The following is a 20,324-nucleotide window of genomic DNA, read 5'->3' as shown; positions in this document are numbered from 1 at the left end:
GCGTGGCGCCGCTCTGGCATCCGTCCCCCAATTTCGGTCTGCGCCGGGACGGGCTGAGGCCCGCCTTTGTGGTGATCCACTACACCGCTATGACCAGCGCGGAAGCGGCGCTCAAACGGCTTTGCCTGCCCGAGGCCGAGGTCTCCGCCCATTACCTAATCGGCGCGGATGGCACCACATGGCAGATGGTGCGCGAAGAGGACCGCGCCTGGCATGCCGGGGCAGGGGAATGGCGGGGGCTGACTGATATCAACTCCCGCTCCATCGGGATCGAGTTGGACAATACCGGCGCAACCCCCTTTGCCGAAGCTCAGATGGCCGCGCTTGAGGTGCTGTTGCCCGTCATATTGTCCCGCTGGGATATCTCGCCCGAGAACGTCATCGGCCATTCCGATATGGCACCGGGCCGCAAGATCGATCCCGGCCCGCGCTTCGACTGGCAACGGCTGGAGCGCCAGCAGCTGGCGGCCCAGCGTGGCCATAGCGATGGGCCACAGGATGCGCCGATGGATCACTTTCGGACCTTGGCGCGCGACATCGGCTTCACCAGCAATGTTGACGATGACACCCTTCTGGCTGCCGTCCGCCTCAGATACCGCCCCTGGGGGTCCGGACCGCTTGTGCCTGCCGATTTTACGCCCTTGGGGCATACCGCTCTCTGGACCTGATCCGCTCTTTGTCTGGCTAAAGTATCCCGGGGTGAATTGGCCTCAGGCCAAGGGTGTCAGCGCGCCGGCGCGTTCGACGCTTGACGCCAGACGCCCTGCGGCATAGGTCCGCCCCTGCGCGGAGGGCCGGATGGCCGCGTGGGGTCACCCTCACGAGGAAAGTCCGGACTCCCTGAAGCAACGGTGCCGGGTAACGCCCGGGCGGGGCAACCCGACGGAAAGCGCCACAGAAATGAAACCGCCCCGGTTCGTCGAAGGTTCGCCTCCGGCAACACGCCGGGGTAAGGGTGAAACGGTGGGGTAAGAGCCCACCGCGCTGCTGGCAACAGCGGCGGCACGGCAAGCCCCACCGGGAGCAATGCCAAATAGGACCCCCACGCGGGCAGGTCGGCGCAAGCCGAAACCGCCGCTAGGCTCGCTTCAGCCGAGAGGGGTCGGGTTGGCAGCTGGAGGTGCCCGGCAACGGGCACCCTAGATGAATGGTCATCGAAGGGGGCAACCCCGGAACAGGATCCGGCTTACAGGCCCTCCGCGCGCTCACGTATGTGCTGGTCGAACATGCGGGTAAAGGTTTTGCCTTGAAGCGGGTTTTCCGGGTGCAAATATCTTACGTGATACATCGGCAATGACCGCGTTGCAGACGCCTAAAACAGGCGTGTCTTGTCGGGACCGCGACACCCCCTGAGCCTTCCACGTTCTGTCACAACAGAGCGTCATGGTCATGATGAAGCCCTGTCGCTACACTGGTGGTCTGTTCTGGAGGAGGATTTACAATGAGCTTCATGAAAACGCTGGCCTCGGTTGCTGTTGGTTTTGCTGCTGCCAAAGGCATGGAAAAATACCAGCAGATGGGGGGCATGGCCGGATTGCAAAACATGTTCTCGGGCGCGCAGGGTCAGATGGGAAGCGACCAGATCAGTGCGATGGCTGAGAAGTTCGGCCTTGGCGGCGCGACCGAGCAGATCCAGAACATGCTGAACCAGTTTACCGGCGCGGGCGCTCAGGGCGCGGCGATGGCCGGGCTTGGCGGGCTGATGTCCTCGATGCAGGGCGCGGCACTCTCGGGGGGCAAGCAATCGGCTGACATGATGAGTGCGATGTTTCGGGGCACGCCCGCCGAGACCGCGATGGAGGAGCAGGCGAAACTCATGCTGCGGGCGATGATCCAGGCGGCCAAGGCGGATGGTGAGATCGACGATGCCGAGCGGCAGGTCATCCTGGACGCGCTGGGCGACGATATCAGCGATGAGGAGCGCGCCTTTGTCCAAGAACAGCTTGCCGCGCCGCTCGACATCGTGGGGCTTGCGCAGGCGGCACAGGGGGCCGCTGCCACCCAAGTATACGCGACCTCACTCGCCGTTATGCGCATCGATACCGGCGCCGAGGCGCAATACCTGAACATGCTCGCCCAATCACTTGGATTGAGCGACGCCGCACGACGTCAGATCCATGCCCAGATGGGTGTGCCCCTGGACGGATAAGCCCCTCTCCGTTCTCCTGTTCATGCATGGTCCTTGGGCCGCACGGCAAGTTGCGGCCCAGAAGTGGCGTCATCTTGTACAGGAAATGGGAACCACCAGGGCTTTGTTGAAAGCGCCGCTATTGCCCAAGGCCGCGTCCCCACGTTCCGCGCCCGTGCAGCCGGTTTGCACGCGGGCCAGTTGGGCAAGATCCACGACAGCTTTGCGCGGGTTGAAGGTACCTTTGAGGCCCAGCGTGACCGGGTCATATACCGCATAGCTCGTGGTCCCGAAATCCAGCCGTCTCAAGGTTCCGCTATACTCCCCAGTCGAGACCGGGACACCGCTTGTTTTTCGAGCAGCCTTGATCACGCGGTCCATTTTACGGTTCAGATATGGCGTGGAAGGCAACGGGGCGAGCTGGTAGACAGGCACGCGAGACGTCCCGTCGGGTGTCTGAAGTGCCGCTGTGGTCGCCGCTGGGGATGTCGTTTGCGGCCCGCTGCCATAGCGATAGGTCTCGACCACGGTGTTCGGACCGGTTCGCGTCACCGTCACAGTTTCATTCGCCGAAAGGCGCCGCGTTGTCCCGCTTGCTGCAAGAGATGCAGGCGCAGCGACGGGTGTGATCAATGCTGGCGGGTCCTGACCAATAATCGAAGCCGGGCCGCCGGGTTGCATGGCGCGCGGAAGGGTTCTGTTGCTGACACCGGCATCCGGGGCTGCACAGGCGGTCAGCACAAGCGCTGAGGCAATCAGGATATGGCGCATCAGGCGACTCCTCGAAAAAAAGATCACCCCGAGAGTCACCCCGTCACGATGGCGTAAGTAAGGCAGCTATGCGAAAAAGATCGTGCCGCGCCGTCACCGTCGTGGACCGCATGCAGATATACCGCCGCAGATGCAGAATCTGGTTGACTCGGGAGGCACTGCGGGTAAAAGCGCACGCTCATAGGAATTCAACCGGAAGCGCCTGCGCGTCTTTCGGGCGCAGGAGTAAAGACCATGGCGAAACCGACGACTATCAAGATCCGTCTGAACTCGACCGCAGGTACGGGCCACTTCTACGTGACCAAGAAAAACGCACGCACCATGACCGAAAAGATGGTTGTGCGCAAATATGACCCGGTGGCCCGCAAGCATGTCGAGTACAAGGAAGGCAAGATCAAGTAAGCCTTTCCTTCACTGGAAAAGACACCGGAAAGGGTCACGTTACTGCGTGGCCCTTTTTCGTTTCGGAGCGTTCTGATGCAACGGGTGATGATCATCGGGCAGCCGGGGTCCGGCAAAAGCACGTTGGCGCGGCATCTGGCTGCGGCAACGGGCCTGCCGGTTTATCACATGGATCATCTGCATTGGCTGCCGGGCTGGGTCGAACGCCCGCGCACCGAAAAGATCGTCATGGCGCACGAGATCGAAGCACGCGAGCAATGGATTTTCGAAGGCGGTCTGTCCGCCACCTATGACAACAGGCTGACCTGCGCAGATACACTGATCTGGCTGGATCTGCCGGTGGGGCTGCGCCTGTGGCGCGTGACGAAACGGATGATCCGCAATCGCGGCCAGAACCGCCCCGACATGGCCGAAGGCTGTATCGAGGGCTGGCACAGCGAAACGCCCGCATTCTATCGCTTCATCTGGCGGACCCGTCGGTCCAGCCGCGCGCGGTTACAGCAAGTCTATGATCAGGCGCGCCCGGATCAGAGTAGGCACCATCTTGGCACTCCGGCGCAGGTTTCGGCCTATCTCGGAACCCTGAAGGGCAAGCGATGATCCGGGTTCGCGCTGCCGAGCGGTCCGATATGGCCGCTGTCGACGCGCTTCTGGCGCGCAGCTATCCTCGCCTGCTCAAGCCGGATTATCCGCCCTCGGTGCTGGTCACGGCTTTGCCGCTAATCAGCCGCGCGCAACCTGCGCTGTTTGGCTGTGGCACCTATTACGTGGCCGAGGAGGAGGACGTGATACTTGGGGCAGGCGGGTGGACGCGTGATCGCCGCCGGCGGACCCTCGGTCATATCCGTCATGTGGTCACCGATCACCGGGCGCTGCGCCGGGGTGTGGGACGCGCGATCCTCACACATGCCCTGGCCGAGGCGCGCGCTGCGGGCATCCGCGAGATAGAGTGCTGGTCGACCCGTACAGCGGCGGATTTCTACGCCGCGATGGGGTTTCAAAGCGAAGGTCCGATGCAAGTGCCGTTGCAGGCAGGCATCAGCTTCCCGGCCATTCGTATGCGGCACCGCTTGTCATGACGGGGGTGGTGCCGTTACCCTCACTGGCACCTGACCCAAAAGTCTGAGCGCCATGAAACACTTCCTGCTGCCTGCCCTCGCCGTCTTGTCTTTTGCCGCTTGTTCTGAAGCCGCACCCAGAAAAGGCGTTGGCTTCACCGGTATCGACGGCGAACCGCGTACGCTTTCAACCCGCGATACCGAGGTGTATTTCGGGCGCAGCCTTTCGGTCCCGGTCGCATTTGCGGAACTGCCCACGCGGCAGGTGATCAGCGATGCGCCGGATCAGGGTGGGCAAGCGCTGGTCGCGATCGACAATGGCGGGCGGGTTGTTGGCAATGCCGTTGAAGTGGGTGGCTTCGACCGCGTTCTGATGCTCAGCTCGGTTAAGGTGAACGGGACTTTGTTCGCTGTCCTGCGTGCGCCGCAGAATTCCGTGTTTGAGATCACGCCGGTGACAACAGCCAGTTTCGGGGCGGCGGTACCGCGCCTGACCGGTTGCCTAACGGCGGGCAATGTCTATCAGAAGGGCAGATCTAGCCGACGGACCGAAGGTCTGGCAGTGCCGCTCAATTGCCGTTGAAGCCAGGCGACTGCGCCCCGTCTCAGGGGCGATACTCCGCATAGATCAGGGTTGGGTGAAACCCGAGGGATGCCATCAGCGCGGCGGAGGCCGTGTTGAAGCTGGCATAGGTAGTGCCGTAGTCCCTGATCCCCATCGGGGCCAGATGGGTCTTTGCTGCCTCGAACAGCGCTCTTGCCACTCCCTGTCTGCCATAGGCGGCATCGACGCAGATATGTTGAAGCATCGCTCTGGTGCAGGGGTGTTTCAGAACCGTTTCGGGTTTGTGTTCGATCTCAAACACCGCATAGCCCGCCAGCGCATCATCAAAGATCGCCCCAAAGGCATAAACCCCGTCGCGCGCGAGCCAGTCTGCCAGCCAGCCCACCGCTTCCGAATTGCGGGCGATCGGGCGGTAGCGTGTCGGCAGGTGGGTGACATGCAGGTCATGAACCTGATGCAGCAGCGGCAACAGCCGTGGCGCGTCGGTGCTTTGCAGTTCGACGATATCCATCGCATCGATCCTTGTGGCAAAAGAAAAGGGCGGGTTCGCTTAACCCGTCCTCGATGTATTTCTGAGACCGCGCCCGAAGCGCGTCCGGCAATGCTGCTGACATAAGCCATCCTCCCAAACAGGATGAATCACAGATCACGCTTCAGGGGAATACCAGCGATTCAGGTTCAAGCCTAAATGCTCTAAATCTAATCATGCGGCGGAGTTTCCGAGTCTGCCGCAGCCATGTTTCCAAGCCCTTTCGAGAGACTGCCCGTCATCAAATGAACTGGTCCGATTGAACTGACTGCTTTTGGACGATCTGCTTGATGACTTTGATCTTACGCCGCGCGCCCGAGATGTCGTCGTTCCGAGACATCTCGCTGATCACGATCTGGCGGCCAGAGCTGCAAATTCTGCTTGAAGCGAGCTTGCCTTATCAACAACCCGCACGGATCTAACCTGAAGCGCTCAACGCTGCGCTCGGTACCATCTGTCAGACCTAGTTGTAACAGACCCGCCCGACAAACGGGGTGCGTGCCACGATGTCATGCGCCATCCTGGCCAGGCTCGTCAGATCGGCCACCGGCACGCCGAGGGCGCGCTGAAGGTGATGGGCGTAGGGCGGGAGATCGGTGCATTCCAACACGATCGACCGCACATCCGGGTTTTTCCGCATCAGATCGGTGCCGACCGAGACAAGTTCGCCCGTAAGCCGCCTTTCGTCGATCTCGGGTCTCTTGTCGTTAAGGATGACATCCGAAAACTCGGGTTGATCCTGCATGCCAGCGATGGCGACCGGCGTGTCACCGGCACCAACCGCTTCGAAATGCCGGATGGTCAGCGCGCCGCGTTTCGCGGTGATGACACCAACCTTGCCGCGCCCACCCGCCATCTGGTGCATCAACGGGATCTGGATGAGGCTTGAGGCAAAGACCGGAACGGAAACCGCCTGCGCAAGTTCATTCTGGTAGAGCGCCATGAAACCGCAACTGCCGGTGATCGCAGCGCAGCCCTTACGCTCCAGATCGCGAGCCGCGTCGAGGAAAGGCGCGAAGAAGGCGTCGCTGGGCCGGTCGAGCAATTCGGCGATTGTCGTGCCCTTGACCACCGCCTTCATCGTCGGGAACGGTAGGCTGTTCGCGCAGCGGATATGGCCAGGCGGTTTGGCGAAGGCAGTGTCGAGGCATAGGATGCCGATGGGCGCGCTTTGATCAGCCATGATGAGCCTCGGAGAAGGGAATAAGACCCCGCGAGAACCGGGTCGTGGAACAGGCCGCGAGATCGATGTTCGGGACCCGCTCGGTCAGCAGATCGGCCAGCAGCTCGCCTGTCTTGGGCGCCATCATCAGACCGTAATGGGAATGGCCAAACCCGGCGAACAGCCCTGGATGCCCCTCAAACGGGCCGATCATCGGCAGGCTGTCTGGAAAAGAGGGTCGCCGCCCCATCCAGACGCTTGGGACAGATGCGTTCAGGTCCGGAAACGCCGCACGCGCCTGCGCCAGCATGCGGGTCTCTAGTTTTGGATTGGGTGGCGCATCGATATCGCCGAACTCGGCTTGCCCCGCGACGCGCATCCCGCCTTCCATGCTGCTGGCGACGAACTTCGCATCGGTATCCGTCACCGAGTTGGTCAGTTCGATCCCCGGATCGGGAAACTCAAGATGGTAGCCCCGCTCACTGGCCAGGGGTACGGCAATGCCCAGCGGACGCAGCAGATCAGCCGACCATGCCCCCATCGCGACAATCACGCGCTCTGCGGCGTAGCTCTCCCCGCTGCACTCGATCCGCCAACCGGTCTCGTCCCGTCGCAATGCGCGGATGTCGCGCCGCAGAATCTCGACACCAAGGTCGCGCGCCTTGTCGGCCATCACCGAGGCCAGTCGCCCGGGTGAGAGTGCCCGTGCCTGTCCATGGATCAGAACGGCGGCCCTGAAATCCGGTGACAGCGCTGGTTCAATCCGCCGCAATTCATCGCCGCCAACAAGTTCCAACTGCCCGCCCTTGTCCCGCCGAATACGGTAATCGATCGCATCGAGAGAGGCGCGGCTGCCATCTCGGAAGGCGTGAACATAAGCGCAATCGCGGATCAGCGCCTCGTCGCCGGTGCCCCGCAAATGACGGCGGTAGAGGTCGATTGACGGCGCGCAAAGCGTCTCCATCGCGTCGGCGACCTGCTGAACGCGGGCGGGGGTGCCCTGACGCAGAAACGCCAACCCCCATGTCACCATTCGTGGCCAGTAGCGGGCGCGCACGCTCAGAGGGCGGTGCTTCCCCATCATCAGCTTTGGCAATTGACGCCAGAGGCCCGGCAGCGATTGCGGGATGAAAGACCAGGGTGAGATCACACCGGCATTGCCGAAGGTTGTCTCCTGCCCCGGATCGCCCCGATCGATCAGCCGTACCAACAGGCCACGCTCGGCCAGCGAGAGGGCGGTGCAAATGCCAACGGCACCTGCGCCCAGGATGGTTACGTCTTGGGCCATGTGGTCAGACCGGGTTGGCCTGGGCGCGACGCGCGAGGAGCTGGCTCAGGATTGCGGGGCTTGCGATCAGCAGCGCCACCAGATCGGCCTGTGGCGAAGGCGCGATGAAGACCAGCCCGGCCACGGCCATGAGGATGCGGAACACCACGCCCATCGGGGCCAGCCAGTAGCCGACCACCGCGACCGACAGGGCCAGAACCCCGGCGATGCAGCTGGCGGCGGTATAGGTGAACTCGAACAGGTCGAACCCGGTCGAGGACACGAAGAGCAGGACCGGCGCATAGACGAAGGCCATGGGGGCCACCACCTTGCCCAGCCCCAGTGAGAAGGCCGAGATGCCGGTGCGGAACGGGTTGGAATTGGCGATGGCGGCGGCGGCATAGGCCGAGGTGCAGACCGGTGGCGTGATCTCGGCCACCACCCCGTAATAGAGCACGAACATGTGGCTCGCGATGGGCGGAATACCCAGCTGCGCCAGCGCGGGCTGCGCCACCGAAACCAGCATGATGTAGAGCGCCGTGGTCGGAACCCCTGCCCCCATCAGGATACAGGCCAGCGCGATGAAGACGAGGCTGATGAAGAGTGTCAGGTCCTCGACCTGAAATAGCTCGAACCCGCCGATATTGAAGAGCGCATAGAGATCGCTGCCAAGGTTCGATGCGGCCTGGGTCACCATAAAGCCGATGCGGAAGCCAACGCCGGTCGTGTTGATCACCCCGATCACGATGCCCACGGCAGCCGCAGCAGCCCCCACAGCCAGCGCGTATTTCACGCCGGTCTCGATGGTGTCGGTCATCTGCGGGATCGTCGTGCGTTCTTGCGGGTTGAAGCTGGCGATCATAGCCCCTGCGATCAGGATCAGCGCCATGGGCAGGTCGAACCCGTCACCCATGTATTTCCAGATCACGAAGCCGATGAAGAAGGCGGGATAGACCCAGGTGATCGGCTGTCTGAACCGGCTCATACCTGCGACCAGCGCCAGCGAGATGCCGCAGAAGGCGGACATGTAAGGCGTATAGCCGGAAAACAGCACCACCAGTAGGCCGACGAGCGGCACGATATTGGCCCAGCCATCGCGCCAGACCTCGGCAAACTTGGGCAGCATGTCTTTTGTCATGCCTTCCAGCTTCAACCGCTTGGCCATCAGGTGCACCACGGCAAACACGCCGGTATAGTGCAAGAGCGCAGGGAAGATCGCGGCGATCACGATCGTGGTGTAGGGCACCTCCAGAAACTCGGCCATGATGAAGGCAGCGGCCCCCATGATCGGTGGGGTGATCTGGCCACCGGCAGAGGCCGCGGCCTCGACCCCGCCCGCGAAATGGCCGGGATAGCCCAACCGTTTCATGTTGGGGATGGTGAGCGCGCCCGTAGACACCGTGTTGGCCACCGATGAGCCCGAGATGGTGCCGAAGAAGGCCGAAGACACCACCGAGACCTTGGCAGGACCGCCCGTATAGCGCCCGGCCAGAATGGTGGCGTTGTCGATGAAGAGCTGTCCCAGCCCGGTGCGCTGCGCGATCACGCCAAACAGCACGAAGTGGAACACAATGGTCGAAACCACCCAGAGCGTGACGCCAAAGATGCCCTCCTGCGGGAAATACATCGACGAGACAAAGGTTTTGAACTTCACACCCGGATGCGTGAGAATGCCGGGAAAGAGCGGCCCGAACAGCGCATAGGCCATGAAAATGCAGATGATGAAGGGCAGGATCCAGCCCAGCGTGCGCCGTGCGATATCCAACACCAGCACGATCAGGATACAGCCGAACACAAGATCATAGGTGTTGGGGTTGCCCATGCGGAAAGTCTGTTCCTCGATCCCCAGAAACGGGATACCGTGCCAGGCCATGCCGATATAGAGCGCCGACATCACCCCCAGCACCATCAGGATGACGTCCAGGTAAGGCACCCCGCCCAATCGGAAGGCGCCGGTCTTCAGGTCGAACGAGGATTTCGTCTTGATATGCGGATAGAGCGAGTAGATCAGGATAAAGAGGCCCGACAGGTGCCAGCCCATATGCCAGTAATCGGGCGGCAGACCGAACCCTGCCGTCAGGTAGTGATAGGTCGCGAAGAGCAGCGAGAAATAGCGCAGGAACAGGCCAAACCGATCCGTCACCTGACGCGTCGCCGCGCCCTCGTCGAATTTTTCCTCGATGGCGGCCAAGTCTTCGGCCGACAGTTCGGGGGTGTTCTGATCTGGCGCGTTGCTCATGGCCCGCCCTCTCGCAAGATATGTCGTGAAGGATCAGTCGGGCGGCAGGCAGGTGGGCCCGCCGCCCGTCGATCAATAAAGCCGGGGAGATGTGGCTTTATTGCAGAAGCCCTGCTTCCTTGTAGAACTTCTCCGCCCCCGGATGCAGCGGCACGCCGAGCGCGGCAATGCCATCAAGCGCCGTGTCCGGCGTGATCTGCTTGCCCTTGGCATGGCCATTGTCCAGCAGCTTGCGGGTGTTGTCATTCCACATGGCTTCGGTGATGCCATAGACCAACTCATCCGACAGGTCCGAGGAGACGACCAGCAAGGCCGAAACCGCCGGGGTCTTCACCTCATAATCGACGCCTTCATAGACACCTGCCGGAATAGCGGACGGAATATAGGCCGGAATGATCTCGTTGATCTTGGCCAGATCTTCATCGGTGAAGCTGTGCAGCTCCATCCCCTTGGTGGTGGCCAGTTGCACCATGGCCGAAACCGGCCAGCCGGCGGCGTAGAAATAAGCGTCGATCTGACCGTCGGCCAGACGTTCCGCGGACTGGCTGTTGTTCAGCTCGGCCTCGTCCATGTTGTCGCGGGTGACGTCCCAGGCTTCGAGCATCTGCAATACGGCCACCTGCGTACCCGAGCCAGCCTGCGCGATGCCCACGCGCTTGTCCGCAAGATCGCCGAGGTTGTCGATTGACGATCCTTTCGGCAGCACCAGATGCAGATCCTCGGGGAAGAGGTTGGCGACCACGCGCAGTTTGGGATGCGGCTTGCCTTCGAACTTGCCCTCGCCCAGATACATCGACCGGGTCACATCGGCGGCGGCCAGCCCGGCCTCAAGCTCACCGTTCTCGACAGCGGTGTTGTTGAACACCGAGGCGGTGGTGGATTGCGCGATAGCGATAAGGCCCGGCACGCCGCATTGCCCGCCCTCGTCACAGGGGCGCGAGCCCGGAGGGGCGGAGATGCCGTTGGCGATGGTGCCGCCGATGGGGAAATAGGTGCCCCCGGCGCTGCCGGTGCCGATGCGGAAAAAGGTCGGGTCCTGCGCATAGGCGGTGCCCGTGGTCAGCGCGGCGGCAACCAGCGCGCCGCTGAACGTCTTGATCAAAGTCATTGTTGTCTCCCTCTGGTTTGGTCCGGGCTTTGCTGGCCCGGTTGTCATGCAACTACGATGAGGGAAGTTTTTGATAAAAACAAATTTGAATACTTTAGTACAATAAAAGTTTTTCTTATAAAAAGGCATGAATCTGTCCCAAATTACCGCGTTTCGGGCGGTCATGAACTCTGCTTCGCTGTCAGAAGCCGCCAAAAAGCTGGGCCGTACCCAGCCTGCGGTCAGCCTCGCGATTCGCTCGCTGGAGGATACGCTGGGCCTCAAGCTCTTCGAGCGACGAGGCCGGCAACTGGTGCCGGTGCCCGAGGCCCACTACCTGCTGACTGAGGCCAGCGACATCCTCGACCGCCTGTCGGCGGTGGCAGGCACCATGAAAGGCCTGATCAGTGGCCAGAGCGGGCAGCTCAACATCGCCTCGATGCCGGGTCCCTCGACCTTTCTGCTGCCGCGCTACATCAGCCGCGCCACACAGGACAATCCGGACATAAGGGTATCGCTCTCGTCACGCACCTCGCTTCAGATCCGGGAACTGGCGGCAACGCAGAGCTTCGACTTCGGATTTGCCGATCTGGTCGATGACGTCAGCGCGTCCAAGACTTATAAACAAGAGCTGATCACCGCCGATTGTTATTGCGCGATACCCCACGATCATCCGCTCGCTGCACATGACGCGATCCAGTGCTGCGATCTGGACGGCGTGCCCCTCGGCTCGCTGCAAAGCACGCATGTGATGCACAAAAGGACGATTGAGGCGCTGAGCCAGGCGGGCGTGAGCGCGAATATCGTTCTTGACAGCCAGTACTTCCTGCCCCTGATGCAATTCATCAGCGCGGGTCGCTGCTTTTCGATCGTCGATCCGCTGACCATGGTGACCGAGACCGAGATGAACTCGACCGCAGGCCGGGTGGTGTTCCGCCCGATGCATGGCCTTTTCCGCTATGAATATGCGCTGCTGTCGCCGCTCTACCGGCCCCTGTCGCAACTCGCCAGCCAGATCAAGGACGGCTGGCGAGACGAGGTCATCGCGCTGCTCGATGGCGTCGGCGCCAGCCCAAGGATCGAACTGATCGAGCCGGAGCTATAGGGCTGAAGATCAAAACGCGGTCTCAAGGTCATTTTGATACCCAAATAGCGCGGCAAGGCCTCCGGTGTGCACAAACAGCACGCGACTGCCGGGTTCGATTTTTCCGGTCCCAACCAGAGCGGGGATCGCAGCAAATGCTTTTGCGGTGTAAACCGGATCCAGCAGGATACCCTCCTGTCGCGCCATGAGTTGCATGGCATCTGTAGCGACCGGCCCGAGGCGCCCGTAACCAGGGGTGAGCGCGCCATCCCAAACCGCGATATCCGCGTCACTTGCCGCGTTCGCAGCCTCGGTCAGATCACGCAGCCGCCTGAGAACCTCGGCAAGCCTGGCCCTTTGCGGGTCTGCCGCACGGCGCACACAACTGCCGATGACCTGTGCCGCGCTGCCGCCAGCGCGCAGCCCGGCAAGCAATCCGGCATGGGTCGCGCCACTGCCCGAGGCGACAATCACATAGTCGAAGGCGGCGTCCTCACCAGCGATCTGGAGCCCGGAGCGCAGATAGCCCAACGCCCCCAAGGGTGGGTTATCCACTGCCAACGGAATCACATAGGGCCGCCGCCCGGCCAGATGCAATTCCTCGGCTCGGGCGCGCAAGGCGGCATCCGCACCGGCCTCGTCCTCACCATCTGGATAATGCATGATCTCTGCGCCCAGAACGCGCAGCAAGAGAACGTTTCCCGAGCGACGATAGAACGCGTCCACGTCCGGCACGCGATCTTCCAATTGCACGACGGCCTGCATTCCAAGCGACATGGCCGCGGCGGCGGCGGTCCGCACGAAGTTTGACTGCACGGCACCGGTAATCAGGACCGTATCGGCATCCTGTGCCTGCGCGGCCCCCAGATAATGCTCAAGTTGGCGGGTTTTGTTGCCGCCAAAAGGCGCGCCGCACAGATCATCCCGCTTGATATGCAGATCAATGCCAAGCAATTCCGATATCGCAGGCAGCGGATGCAGCGGCGTTTCCTCGTGAAGAAGGGACGCTCGGCAAGCGAGGGGATCTAAACTGCTCATTCCTGGTTCAGCCTATCTTGGGGTGCTTTAGGGGATCAAACATCATGACGCGATACTCTGCCAAGAGCTGCCAGTCACCTGTGCGGTTGCTTGATCATGTTTTGCTTGCCCAAAATTGGTTTGGGTTGGGGTGGACACAACGGGATGACCGAGATCTCTAAGCGAGACATAGGATATCGAAAGGTCGCTTGACGGATTTCGACATTTCGCCATCGCAACTGCAGCGACTGGTCGAAACACGCCGGTTCTGTTGAAAAACAACGTGCTGCCGGCGCAGAAAATAGTGATCTGAACACGGCGCAAGCGCCATGCCGATCAGGTTTTGCCCGTTTGCTGCGGTGCGGGAAAGATGTATTGATCGTTCTCGGCGTCCCACTCGAAGTCAGCACGGCACCATGTGCCATCGGATCGGCCTGCTTTGCCGAAGATGGGATGTGCGGCGCATTCTGTCGGTCGACCAACCAACCCAGAAGTGGCCCAGTACCATAGGCGGTGTCTGCGATCAGCCGTTCTGGATGCAGATCGAACTTCGCCTTCACACGTTTCAGCATGATCTTGTTCGATCCGTTCGCGACTTGTCGGATAGAGCGGGTGGCTTTCACATAAGCGAGCGCGTTCCTTGATGGATCAGATGTACGCCGATGCCCGTTTTCCCCGCTGCGATGCGAGGCCTCACTCTATATAGCTGAAGATATATGCTTTCCTGGAGCTGCTCGTCTTACACTTTTGTGGTGTGAGGTTTTAAGCGTATCTTGGATCTTCAAGAGCTACTTCAGCGACAAAAAAACCCCGCCTAACATGCTGTTCGGCGGGGCTTTCGAAAAGCTCAGGTGACGAGAGCTTTACTCTCGGTTCCCCAAAAGCTGCAGCAGGAACATGAACATGTTGATGAAGTCCAGATAGAGGCTCAGCGCGCCCATGATGGCGGCTTTGCCCAGCCATTCCTGATCGCCCGCATGGGCCATCTGCAGGTAGGTGGTCTTGATGTTCTGGGTGTCATAGGCGGTCAGGCCCGCAAAGATCAGAACGCCCAGGATAGAGATCGCGAAGGCCATGCCCGGCATCGGCCAGAACATGTTGATGATCGACGCCACGATCAGGCCGATCACGCCCATGATCAGGAAGCTGCCCCAGCCCGAGATGTCCTTCTTGGTGGTGTAGCCCCAAAGAGACAGGCCCGCGAAGGCGATCGCGGTGATCAGGAAGACCTGAATGATCGACTGGCCGGTGAAGACCAGGAAGATCGAACTGATCGACAGGCCCATGACAGCGGCGAATGCATAGAACACCGTCTGCGCCGTGGCCGCCGACATCCGGTTGATCGCAGCGCTGAAGCCGAAAACGAAGATCAGCGGGGCGAACATGACCAGATATTTCAGGGCCGAGCCGTAGATCGCATAACCGAACGAGGTCAGGTACAGCCCCTCGCGCAGCTGCGCCGTGGCCGCCGACGGATCGGAGGTGACCGCCAGCCCCGAGATCGCCCAGGCAGCGGCAAAGGTGATCAGCATGCCCACGGACATCGTGCCGTAGACCTTGTTCATATGCGCGCGCAGACCCGCGTCAATCTCGGCAGTGCGTGCGCCTGCCGCCGTTGACCGGATCGTGTCGAATTCAGCCATTAAAGCTCTCCATCAGCAAAAACTCTCTCCCCGCCGGCGAGTGACCGGCAGCTTTCCTTGGGAATATCGGCAAGCTGACGAGGTAATTCAAGTATTTCCGTCGGAAATCTGGCGAGTTTTCACCAATAATCCGGGCGATCCGGCCAATCAGGATCGCCCGGGAAGGCAGGCTCACGACCGCCAGGTCTCTGGCGCGTCCCAGAACGAGCGGCGCGCCTCAGCCAAGGCCTCGCTACGGGTGATGCCGATATCCTTGAGCGCGGCATCGTCCAGTTGCAGCAATCTACGCCGATTGCGCCGGACGCCCCAGGCATGGGTCAGGGCGCACCAGAACGATCTGCGCTTGCTGGGGCGGATATGGCGTTCGGTGATCAAGGTCATCTGATTACCCTTTCTTTGGTGATGCTTTCGGGGCCGTTCATCAATTTCCTTGAACAATATGGGGCAATGTGTTTCATTATAAAAACGAATGTTTTTGATGAAACACATCAAGGAACGTGAAGATGAGAAATCTGGACATCACCACCCTGCGCTCTTTTGTTGCCGTGGCCGATAATGGCGGCGTGACCCGCGCTGCGGGGTTTTTGAACCTGACGCAATCGGCGGTCTCGATGCAGCTCAAGCGGTTGGAGGAGCTTTTGGGGCTCAGCCTGCTGGACCGCTCGGGCCGGGGCATCGCCTTGACCGCCTCGGGTGAGCAATTGCTCAGCTATGCGCGGCAGATGGTGGCGCTGAATGACGAGGTGATTGGTCGCCTGACCGATCAGGCGTTTGAGGGCGAGGTGATGTTGGGCGTGCCCCATGATGTGGTGCACCCGTTCGTGCCGCGCGTGCTGCAGCGCTTCAATGCCAGCTTCCCCCGCGTGAACGTCAATTTGGTGACGTCAAATACCCGCGAATTGAAGGCGTCTTTTGCCAAGGGTGAATATGATCTGATCCTGACCACCGAAAGTGCTGCGGGCGAGGGGGCGGAAACGCTGCAGCAAACGCCGCTGCGGTGGGTCGGGGCGCTGAACGGCTCTGTCTGGCGGCAAAAGCCCTTGCGAATCGGTTTCTGTCGGAACTGTATCTTCCGCCCGGTTGCCACTGCCGCGCTGGATGAGGCCGGGATCAAGTGGGAAATGGGCGTCGACAGCGATTCGGATCGTACTGTCGAGGCGACCGTCAGCGCCGATCTGGCGGTGGGAGTGTTGCTGGAAGGGACACAACCCAGCCATCAGGAGGTGATTGACCACGGCGGCACGCTGCCGGAGCTGCCGGGGCAGTACATCAACCTCTATGGTGGCGAAAAGGTCCGCGAAGGGTATGTCGAGGAACTGGCCAACATGATCCGCCAGGTCTTCCGCAACCCGGCTTCGCAGCCGTTGAAGGCGGTTGGTTGAGGCGGGTCGCGGCTAGGTCATCGTGATCACGACCTTGCCGGTGGACTTGCGCTCTTTCAACAATTGCAGCCCCTCGGCGGCGCGCTCCAGCGGCAGCATGTGCGAGATATGCGGCGTCAACTCTCCGACCTCGCACCAGCGCAGTACCTCGGCAAAGCTGTAGCGCAGGGCGGTCGGGTTGAAGGACAGGTAGGCCCCGAGATTGACACCGATCACGGTCAGATTCTTGACCAGCAAGTGGTTGGCCGGGATTTGCGGCACATCGCCCCCGGCAAAACCGATGGGCAGGATGCGGCCCTCGGGCCGGGTGGCGCGAAAGGCGGCGCGGAACACGTCGCCGCCAATGGCCTCATAGACGACATCGGCCCCGCCAAGTTCCAGCACCCGTTCGCGCAGGTCTTCGGAGGCGTCGATCAGATGCGCGGCCCCGGCCTTGCGCGCGATCTCCAGCTTTTCAGCGCCGCGCGCCTGCGCAATCACGCGCGCGCCCAGCTTCGCGCCAATCTCGACAGCGGTCAGTCCGACACCGCCCGCCGCCCCGGTCACCAGCAGGGTCTCGCCCGGTTGCAGGCACGCCCGGTGCGCCAGCGACAGGTGACCCGTGCCATAAGCGACCAGCATTGCTGCCGCATCCTCGAAACGCATCGTGTCGGGCATTCTGACGGCGCGGGCCGCTTCAAAAACGCCATGCTCGGCCAGTCCGCCCTGACCCGAATAGACTGCCACCCTGTCACCAGGCGCGAACCCGTCGACCTTATCGCCGACCTCGCTCACCACGCCTGCCAGTTCCATCCCAAGCGTGAACGGGGGCTCGGGCGTTTCCTGGTAGGTGCCCTTGATCAGCAGCAGATCGGCGAAATTCAGAGCGCAAGCGCGAATCTCGACCGCGATCTGCTCGGGGCCGGGGGCGGACCGCGTGATGTCGCACAGCTCCGGAGGGGCGTTGAAACGGCTGACTTGATAGGCGCGCATGAGGAATCCCTTTGCTTTGAGGCACATAAACCGCCACAGTGGTCATGCTGTCAAACATCGCGTCGCGGCCATGCAACAACGCTGGTCGCACGAAATTGATCCTTCGACGCCAGGTTGAAACCAAAAAAAATTCACGTTTCAACCCTAAACATGTGTATAGTCGAGGGGAATCAACCGGGTTGTGTTCAACCTAGATGCTGGTTTCATCAGTGTTGGGGTGCGGTTTTTGGGGCGCATGACGGACGTTAGGACGTTTTTAATTGGCGCCAACTAACAGTTATTAAGTGTTAAGGCGCCAAAGCAGAACCCGGGTGGTCGTCGAAGAAGACTAATGGAGGATACCTTATGACTCATCCCGTTGATGTCCATGTGGGCAAACGTGTTAGGCACCGCCGCTGGCTGATTGGAATGACCCAGCAGCAGCTTGCGGAGCAGGTTGGAATCAAGTTCCAGCAGATTCAGAAATATGAAACCGGTGCAAACCGGATTAGCGCGTCACGCCTGTGGGACATCGCAGAATCCCTGGATGTACCGGTCAGCTTTTTCTTTGAGGGGCTTGATGAGGCGCATAAGACAACGCCTGAGCGTCCGAATGTTCCGGCTGATCTGATGGGTGACAAGGAAGCGCTGGATCTGGTGCGGTCCTACTACGCGATCCCTGAAAACCAACGCCGTCGGCTGTTTGATCTGGCCCGGGTGCTGAGCGACGTCGCCTAGTCGCGCGCAAGACAGTTGAAATTCGGGACAGCGGGTGGCACTCCACTCACATGACATCCGTTGACCAGACTGATCTTGATGTAGCAAATCGCGCGGCGAACGCAGCGCGGTCTGTAATCTTGCCTCATTTCCGCAGCGCACAGCTGGATACCGACAACAAACTCGTTGACGGGTTCGATCCGGTCACGATCGCGGATCGCGCCGCCGAACAGGCCATGCGCGCGGTTCTGGCGGAACATCGGCCCGATGATGGTATCCTGGGAGAAGAGTTTGGCGAGACGCCCGGCTCCAGCGGTCGGGTCTGGGTTCTGGACCCGATTGATGGCACGCGCGGCTTCATCAGCGGAACGCCTACATGGGGCGTTCTGATCGCTCTGTCAGATGCGCAGGGCCCGTTTCTGGGCGTCATTGACCAGCCTTATATCGGTGAGCGGTTTTCGGGCGACCGGGATCATGCCCAACTTGTCGGACCACATGGCATCAGCAACCTGCGCACGAGGTCAACGAGAGAACTGTCTGACGCGGTGCTCTTCACCACCTTTCCCGAAGTGGGCACCGAAGAAGAAGGCCGCGCCTTTCACGCCGTATCGGCGCAGGTCAAGCTGACCCGCTACGGGATGGACTGTTATGCCTATGCGCTGCTGGCGGCGGGGCAGGTGGATCTGGTGATCGAAGCCAGCCTGAACCCCTATGACATTCAGGCACCGATCGCGGTGATCCAGGCGGCGGGCGGCGTGGTCACCGATTGGCAGGGCGGCCCGGCCCATGATGGCGGGCGCGTGCTGGCGGCGGCCAATGCGCAGATCCATGCGAAGGCGTTGGAAATCCTGCGCCGCACTTGACCCGCGCAACCGGCTCTCGCTAGGTTGGGATCAGGCCGGTTCTTGACCCGTTTTCCGTCGGCTTCTCACACTCTGATGAAGCGGGCGCAGACGGAGTGTGGACATGAAAGAAATCCTGATACGCGGGGCTGAAACCCTTCTGACGATGGACGACACCAGGCGCGTGTTTAGCGGCGCCGATCTGAGAATCCGGGATGGCGCGATTGCCGAGATCGGCGAGGGCCTGCAGAGCGAGGGCGAAATCATCGAGGCGCGGGGCTGTGTCGTCACCCCCGGCCTTATCAACACCCATCACCATCTCTACCAGACCCTGACCCGCGCGGTTCCCGGTGCGGAAGACGCGCTGCTGTTTGGCTGGCTGCGTCGGCTGTATCCGATCTGGGCAGAGTTCGGCCCGGAAGAGGTTCATGTCTCAGCGCAGGTTGGTCTGGCGGAACTGGCGCTGTCGGGCTGCACGCTGTCCTCTGATCATCTCTATGTTTTTCCCAATGGTGCGCGGTTGGAGGACACGATCGCCGCCGCCGCCGAGATCGGCCTCCGGTTTCATCCCACGCGTGGGGCGATGAGCATCGGTGAAAGCGATGGTGGCCTGCCACCCGACAGCCTTGTCGAGCAGGAAGCGCGCATTCTGGAGGATTCGATCCGCGTGATCGATGCCTTCCACGATCCGGCTGAGGGCTCGATGTGCCGGGTCGGGCTAGCGCCTTGTTCGCCCTTCTCGGTCAGCCGCGACCTGATGCGCGAGGCAGCGCTGCTGGCGCGCGACAAGGGCGTGATGCTGCACACTCATCTGGCCGAAAACGATGAAGATGTGGCCTATTCCCTGGAAAATTTCGGCTGCCGCCCCGGCCAATATGCCGAGGATCTGGGCTGGACCGGTGAGGATGTCTGGCACGCCCATTGCGTGAAGCTTGACGGTCAGGAGATTGCGCTGTTTGCCGGGTCGAGAACCGGCGTGGCCCATTGCCCCTGTTCCAATTGTCGGCTGGGCAGCGGCATCGCGCCGGTGCGCGCGATGCGGGATGCGGGTGTGCCGGTGGCGCTGGGCGTGGACGGCTCAGCCAGCAACGACACCGGTAATCTGATGGCTGAGGCGCGGCAGGCCATGTTGTTGCAGCGGGTCAGTCAGGGGGCGGATGCGATGTCACCCTATGAGGCGCTGGAGATCGCAACGCGCGGCGGGGCCGAGGTGCTGAACCGGCCCGATTGCGGGCAGTTGGCGATCGGGAAACGGGCGGATGTCGTGATCTGGGATGTGTCCGGCGTGGAAAGCGCGGGCAGTTGGGACAAGGCGGCGCTGCTTCTGGCAGGGCCTACACGGGTTAAACACCTGCTTGTCGAGGGGCGCCAGATCGTGCGTGACGGGCAGGTGGTGACCTTGGATTTGCCCCGTGTGATTGAGCGTCAGAACCAGTTGGCGCAGAACCTGCGTGCGCGCCTGCCGGGCTGAGCGCCCGGG

The 20,324-nt window shown here is 61.5% G+C and carries 22 protein-coding genes, 1 other RNA gene and 1 pseudogene; 13 read left to right on the top strand and 11 right to left on the bottom strand.

Going from position 1 to position 20,324, the window contains the following annotated elements; genetic code table 11:
• Window positions 1-2: 2 nt before the first annotated feature.
• The 3 genes from Q5Y75_RS12040 (at window position 3) to Q5Y75_RS12030 (ending at window position 2,149) form a co-directional block, all read left to right on the top strand.
• Window positions 3-668, top strand: a complete 666-nt coding sequence (locus tag Q5Y75_RS12040) for an N-acetylmuramoyl-L-alanine amidase (RefSeq protein ID WP_306197618.1) — start codon at window positions 3-5, stop codon at window positions 666-668.
• Between the two features lie 118 nt (window positions 669-786).
• An RNA gene (gene rnpB / locus Q5Y75_RS12035) (RNase P RNA component class A) lies at window positions 787-1,205 on the top strand.
• Window positions 1,206-1,441: 236 nt separating this feature from the next.
• Window positions 1,442-2,149 (top strand): DUF533 domain-containing protein, encoded by a 708-nt coding sequence (locus tag Q5Y75_RS12030; protein WP_306197616.1) that lies wholly within the window; start codon window positions 1,442-1,444, stop codon window positions 2,147-2,149.
• Between the two features lie 69 nt (window positions 2,150-2,218).
• Here the strand turns inward: Q5Y75_RS12030 and Q5Y75_RS12025 are convergent, their stop codons facing one another.
• Window positions 2,219-2,899, bottom strand: coding sequence for a hypothetical protein (locus tag Q5Y75_RS12025; RefSeq protein ID WP_306197614.1), 681 nt, complete (start codon window positions 2,897-2,899; stop codon window positions 2,219-2,221).
• 234 nt (window positions 2,900-3,133) lie between these two features.
• On the opposite strand from Q5Y75_RS12025, the gene rpmG reads away from it, so the two are divergent.
• From rpmG to Q5Y75_RS12005, 4 genes are all read left to right on the top strand, one after another.
• On the top strand, window positions 3,134-3,301 hold the full coding sequence (gene rpmG, locus Q5Y75_RS12020; RefSeq protein ID WP_039682682.1) for a 50S ribosomal protein L33: 168 nt from the start codon (window positions 3,134-3,136) through the stop codon (window positions 3,299-3,301).
• Window positions 3,302-3,376: 75 nt separating this feature from the next.
• On the top strand, window positions 3,377-3,901 hold the full coding sequence (locus tag Q5Y75_RS12015) for an AAA family ATPase (protein WP_306197612.1): 525 nt from the start codon (window positions 3,377-3,379) through the stop codon (window positions 3,899-3,901).
• Complete coding sequence (locus tag Q5Y75_RS12010; protein WP_306197610.1) at window positions 3,898-4,380, top strand: GNAT family N-acetyltransferase; 483 nt, start codon at window positions 3,898-3,900, stop codon at window positions 4,378-4,380. The genes Q5Y75_RS12015 and Q5Y75_RS12010 overlap by 4 nt, the downstream gene beginning before the upstream one ends.
• 52 nt (window positions 4,381-4,432) lie before the next feature.
• Window positions 4,433-4,942 carry a hypothetical protein gene (locus tag Q5Y75_RS12005; RefSeq protein ID WP_306197608.1) on the top strand — a complete coding sequence of 170 codons (510 nt, stop codon included), beginning with the start codon at window positions 4,433-4,435 and terminating at the stop codon, window positions 4,940-4,942.
• A 22-nt stretch (window positions 4,943-4,964) separates the two neighbouring features.
• On the opposite strand, the gene Q5Y75_RS12000 is transcribed toward Q5Y75_RS12005, so the two are convergent.
• Entirely contained in the window at window positions 4,965-5,435 is a 471-nt protein-coding gene (locus tag Q5Y75_RS12000; RefSeq protein ID WP_306197606.1) for a GNAT family N-acetyltransferase, read from the bottom strand.
• A 308-nt stretch (window positions 5,436-5,743) separates the two neighbouring features.
• On the opposite strand from Q5Y75_RS12000, the gene Q5Y75_RS11995 reads away from it, so the two are divergent.
• On the top strand, window positions 5,744-5,875 hold the full coding sequence (locus Q5Y75_RS11995; RefSeq protein ID WP_306197603.1) for a hypothetical protein: 132 nt from the start codon (window positions 5,744-5,746) through the stop codon (window positions 5,873-5,875).
• A 41-nt stretch (window positions 5,876-5,916) separates the two neighbouring features.
• Here Q5Y75_RS11995 and Q5Y75_RS11990 read toward each other — a convergent pair whose 3' ends face one another.
• The 4 genes from Q5Y75_RS11990 to Q5Y75_RS11975 form a co-directional block, all read right to left on the bottom strand.
• On the bottom strand, window positions 5,917-6,636 hold the full coding sequence (locus Q5Y75_RS11990; RefSeq protein ID WP_306197600.1) for an aspartate/glutamate racemase family protein: 720 nt from the start codon (window positions 6,634-6,636) through the stop codon (window positions 5,917-5,919).
• Window positions 6,629-7,903, bottom strand: coding sequence for an NAD(P)/FAD-dependent oxidoreductase (locus tag Q5Y75_RS11985; RefSeq protein WP_306197598.1), 1,275 nt, complete (start codon window positions 7,901-7,903; stop codon window positions 6,629-6,631). Before Q5Y75_RS11985 ends, Q5Y75_RS11990 begins: the two co-directional genes overlap by 8 nt.
• A 4-nt stretch (window positions 7,904-7,907) precedes the next feature.
• Entirely contained in the window at window positions 7,908-10,121 is a 2,214-nt protein-coding gene (locus Q5Y75_RS11980) for a TRAP transporter permease (protein ID WP_306197597.1), read from the bottom strand.
• A 97-nt stretch (window positions 10,122-10,218) separates the two neighbouring features.
• Window positions 10,219-11,229, bottom strand: coding sequence for a TAXI family TRAP transporter solute-binding subunit (locus Q5Y75_RS11975; RefSeq protein ID WP_306197596.1), 1,011 nt, complete (start codon window positions 11,227-11,229; stop codon window positions 10,219-10,221).
• A 127-nt stretch (window positions 11,230-11,356) separates the two neighbouring features.
• Here Q5Y75_RS11975 and Q5Y75_RS11970 point away from each other — a divergent pair, with 127 nt between their 5' ends.
• A complete protein-coding gene (locus tag Q5Y75_RS11970; protein ID WP_306197595.1) occupies window positions 11,357-12,313 on the top strand; it encodes a LysR family transcriptional regulator in 957 nt (318 codons plus the stop codon).
• 9 nt (window positions 12,314-12,322) lie between these two features.
• Here the strand turns inward: Q5Y75_RS11970 and Q5Y75_RS11965 are convergent, their stop codons facing one another.
• The 4 genes and pseudogenes from Q5Y75_RS11965 to Q5Y75_RS11950 all read right to left on the bottom strand — a co-directional run bounded on the left by Q5Y75_RS11965 (window position 12,323) and on the right by Q5Y75_RS11950 (window position 15,333).
• Complete coding sequence (locus Q5Y75_RS11965; RefSeq protein WP_306197592.1) at window positions 12,323-13,330, bottom strand: D-cysteine desulfhydrase family protein; 1,008 nt, start codon at window positions 13,328-13,330, stop codon at window positions 12,323-12,325.
• A gap of 342 nt (window positions 13,331-13,672) precedes the next feature.
• Window positions 13,673-13,932: pseudogene (locus Q5Y75_RS11960) on the bottom strand (IS5/IS1182 family transposase); the annotation flags it as partial.
• A 240-nt stretch (window positions 13,933-14,172) separates the two neighbouring features.
• The gene (locus Q5Y75_RS11955; RefSeq protein WP_306197589.1) at window positions 14,173-14,952 is read right to left on the bottom strand and encodes a Bax inhibitor-1/YccA family protein; all 780 of its coding nucleotides are present in this window, start codon (window positions 14,950-14,952) and stop codon (window positions 14,173-14,175) included.
• 171 nt (window positions 14,953-15,123) lie between these two features.
• Window positions 15,124-15,333 (bottom strand): DUF1127 domain-containing protein, encoded by a 210-nt coding sequence (locus Q5Y75_RS11950; RefSeq protein WP_306197586.1) that lies wholly within the window; start codon window positions 15,331-15,333, stop codon window positions 15,124-15,126.
• Between the two features lie 122 nt (window positions 15,334-15,455).
• Here Q5Y75_RS11950 and Q5Y75_RS11945 point away from each other — a divergent pair, with 122 nt between their 5' ends.
• On the top strand, window positions 15,456-16,334 hold the full coding sequence (locus Q5Y75_RS11945; RefSeq protein WP_306197583.1) for a LysR family transcriptional regulator: 879 nt from the start codon (window positions 15,456-15,458) through the stop codon (window positions 16,332-16,334).
• A gap of 12 nt (window positions 16,335-16,346) precedes the next feature.
• Here Q5Y75_RS11945 and Q5Y75_RS11940 read toward each other — a convergent pair whose 3' ends face one another.
• Window positions 16,347-17,306, bottom strand: a complete 960-nt coding sequence (locus Q5Y75_RS11940; protein WP_306197581.1) for an NADPH:quinone oxidoreductase family protein — start codon at window positions 17,304-17,306, stop codon at window positions 16,347-16,349.
• Window positions 17,307-17,651: 345 nt separating this feature from the next.
• Here Q5Y75_RS11940 and Q5Y75_RS11935 point away from each other — a divergent pair, with 345 nt between their 5' ends.
• The 3 genes from Q5Y75_RS11935 (at window position 17,652) to Q5Y75_RS11925 (ending at window position 20,315) form a co-directional block, all read left to right on the top strand.
• Window positions 17,652-18,023, top strand: a complete 372-nt coding sequence (locus Q5Y75_RS11935) for a helix-turn-helix domain-containing protein (protein ID WP_249707884.1) — start codon at window positions 17,652-17,654, stop codon at window positions 18,021-18,023.
• A 50-nt stretch (window positions 18,024-18,073) separates the two neighbouring features.
• Window positions 18,074-18,865: a histidinol-phosphatase gene (gene hisN, locus Q5Y75_RS11930; protein WP_306197576.1), complete on the top strand. Its 792-nt coding sequence runs from the start codon at window positions 18,074-18,076 to the stop codon at window positions 18,863-18,865.
• A gap of 103 nt (window positions 18,866-18,968) precedes the next feature.
• Window positions 18,969-20,315, top strand: coding sequence for an 8-oxoguanine deaminase (locus Q5Y75_RS11925; protein WP_306197574.1), 1,347 nt, complete (start codon window positions 18,969-18,971; stop codon window positions 20,313-20,315).
• The last annotated feature ends 9 nt before the right edge of the window (window positions 20,316-20,324 follow it).

Origin of the sequence: Ruegeria discodermiae (assembly GCF_030758345.1) — a bacterium.
Taxonomy (GTDB): Bacteria; Pseudomonadota; Alphaproteobacteria; order Rhodobacterales; family Rhodobacteraceae; genus Ruegeria_C.
Note: the sequence above shows the minus strand (reverse complement) of the source record. Positions and strands in the feature narration are given on the sequence as shown.

Coding starts and splice junctions, on each gene's coding strand:
- Q5Y75_RS12030 (WP_306197616.1), top strand. CDS start 1,442: ATGAGCTTCATGAAAACGCTGGCCTCGGTTGCTGTTGGTTTTGCTGCT.
- Q5Y75_RS12025 (WP_306197614.1), bottom strand. CDS start 2,899: ATGCGCCATATCCTGATTGCCTCAGCGCTTGTGCTGACCGCCTGTGCA.
- rpmG (WP_039682682.1), top strand. CDS start 3,134: ATGGCGAAACCGACGACTATCAAGATCCGTCTGAACTCGACCGCAGGT.
- Q5Y75_RS12015 (WP_306197612.1), top strand. CDS start 3,377: ATGCAACGGGTGATGATCATCGGGCAGCCGGGGTCCGGCAAAAGCACG.
- Q5Y75_RS12010 (WP_306197610.1), top strand. CDS start 3,898: ATGATCCGGGTTCGCGCTGCCGAGCGGTCCGATATGGCCGCTGTCGAC.
- Q5Y75_RS12005 (WP_306197608.1), top strand. CDS start 4,433: ATGAAACACTTCCTGCTGCCTGCCCTCGCCGTCTTGTCTTTTGCCGCT.
- Q5Y75_RS12000 (WP_306197606.1), bottom strand. CDS start 5,435: ATGGATATCGTCGAACTGCAAAGCACCGACGCGCCACGGCTGTTGCCG.
- Q5Y75_RS11995 (WP_306197603.1), top strand. CDS start 5,744: ATGACTTTGATCTTACGCCGCGCGCCCGAGATGTCGTCGTTCCGAGAC.
- Q5Y75_RS11990 (WP_306197600.1), bottom strand. CDS start 6,636: ATGGCTGATCAAAGCGCGCCCATCGGCATCCTATGCCTCGACACTGCC.
- Q5Y75_RS11985 (WP_306197598.1), bottom strand. CDS start 7,903: ATGGCCCAAGACGTAACCATCCTGGGCGCAGGTGCCGTTGGCATTTGC.
- Q5Y75_RS11980 (WP_306197597.1), bottom strand. CDS start 10,121: ATGAGCAACGCGCCAGATCAGAACACCCCCGAACTGTCGGCCGAAGAC.
- Q5Y75_RS11975 (WP_306197596.1), bottom strand. CDS start 11,229: ATGACTTTGATCAAGACGTTCAGCGGCGCGCTGGTTGCCGCCGCGCTG.
- Q5Y75_RS11970 (WP_306197595.1), top strand. CDS start 11,357: ATGAATCTGTCCCAAATTACCGCGTTTCGGGCGGTCATGAACTCTGCT.
- Q5Y75_RS11965 (WP_306197592.1), bottom strand. CDS start 13,330: ATGAGCAGTTTAGATCCCCTCGCTTGCCGAGCGTCCCTTCTTCACGAG.
- Q5Y75_RS11955 (WP_306197589.1), bottom strand. CDS start 14,952: ATGGCTGAATTCGACACGATCCGGTCAACGGCGGCAGGCGCACGCACT.
- Q5Y75_RS11950 (WP_306197586.1), bottom strand. CDS start 15,333: ATGACCTTGATCACCGAACGCCATATCCGCCCCAGCAAGCGCAGATCG.
- Q5Y75_RS11945 (WP_306197583.1), top strand. CDS start 15,456: ATGAGAAATCTGGACATCACCACCCTGCGCTCTTTTGTTGCCGTGGCC.
- Q5Y75_RS11940 (WP_306197581.1), bottom strand. CDS start 17,306: ATGCGCGCCTATCAAGTCAGCCGTTTCAACGCCCCTCCGGAGCTGTGC.
- Q5Y75_RS11935 (WP_249707884.1), top strand. CDS start 17,652: ATGACTCATCCCGTTGATGTCCATGTGGGCAAACGTGTTAGGCACCGC.
- hisN (WP_306197576.1), top strand. CDS start 18,074: ATGACATCCGTTGACCAGACTGATCTTGATGTAGCAAATCGCGCGGCG.
- Q5Y75_RS11925 (WP_306197574.1), top strand. CDS start 18,969: ATGAAAGAAATCCTGATACGCGGGGCTGAAACCCTTCTGACGATGGAC.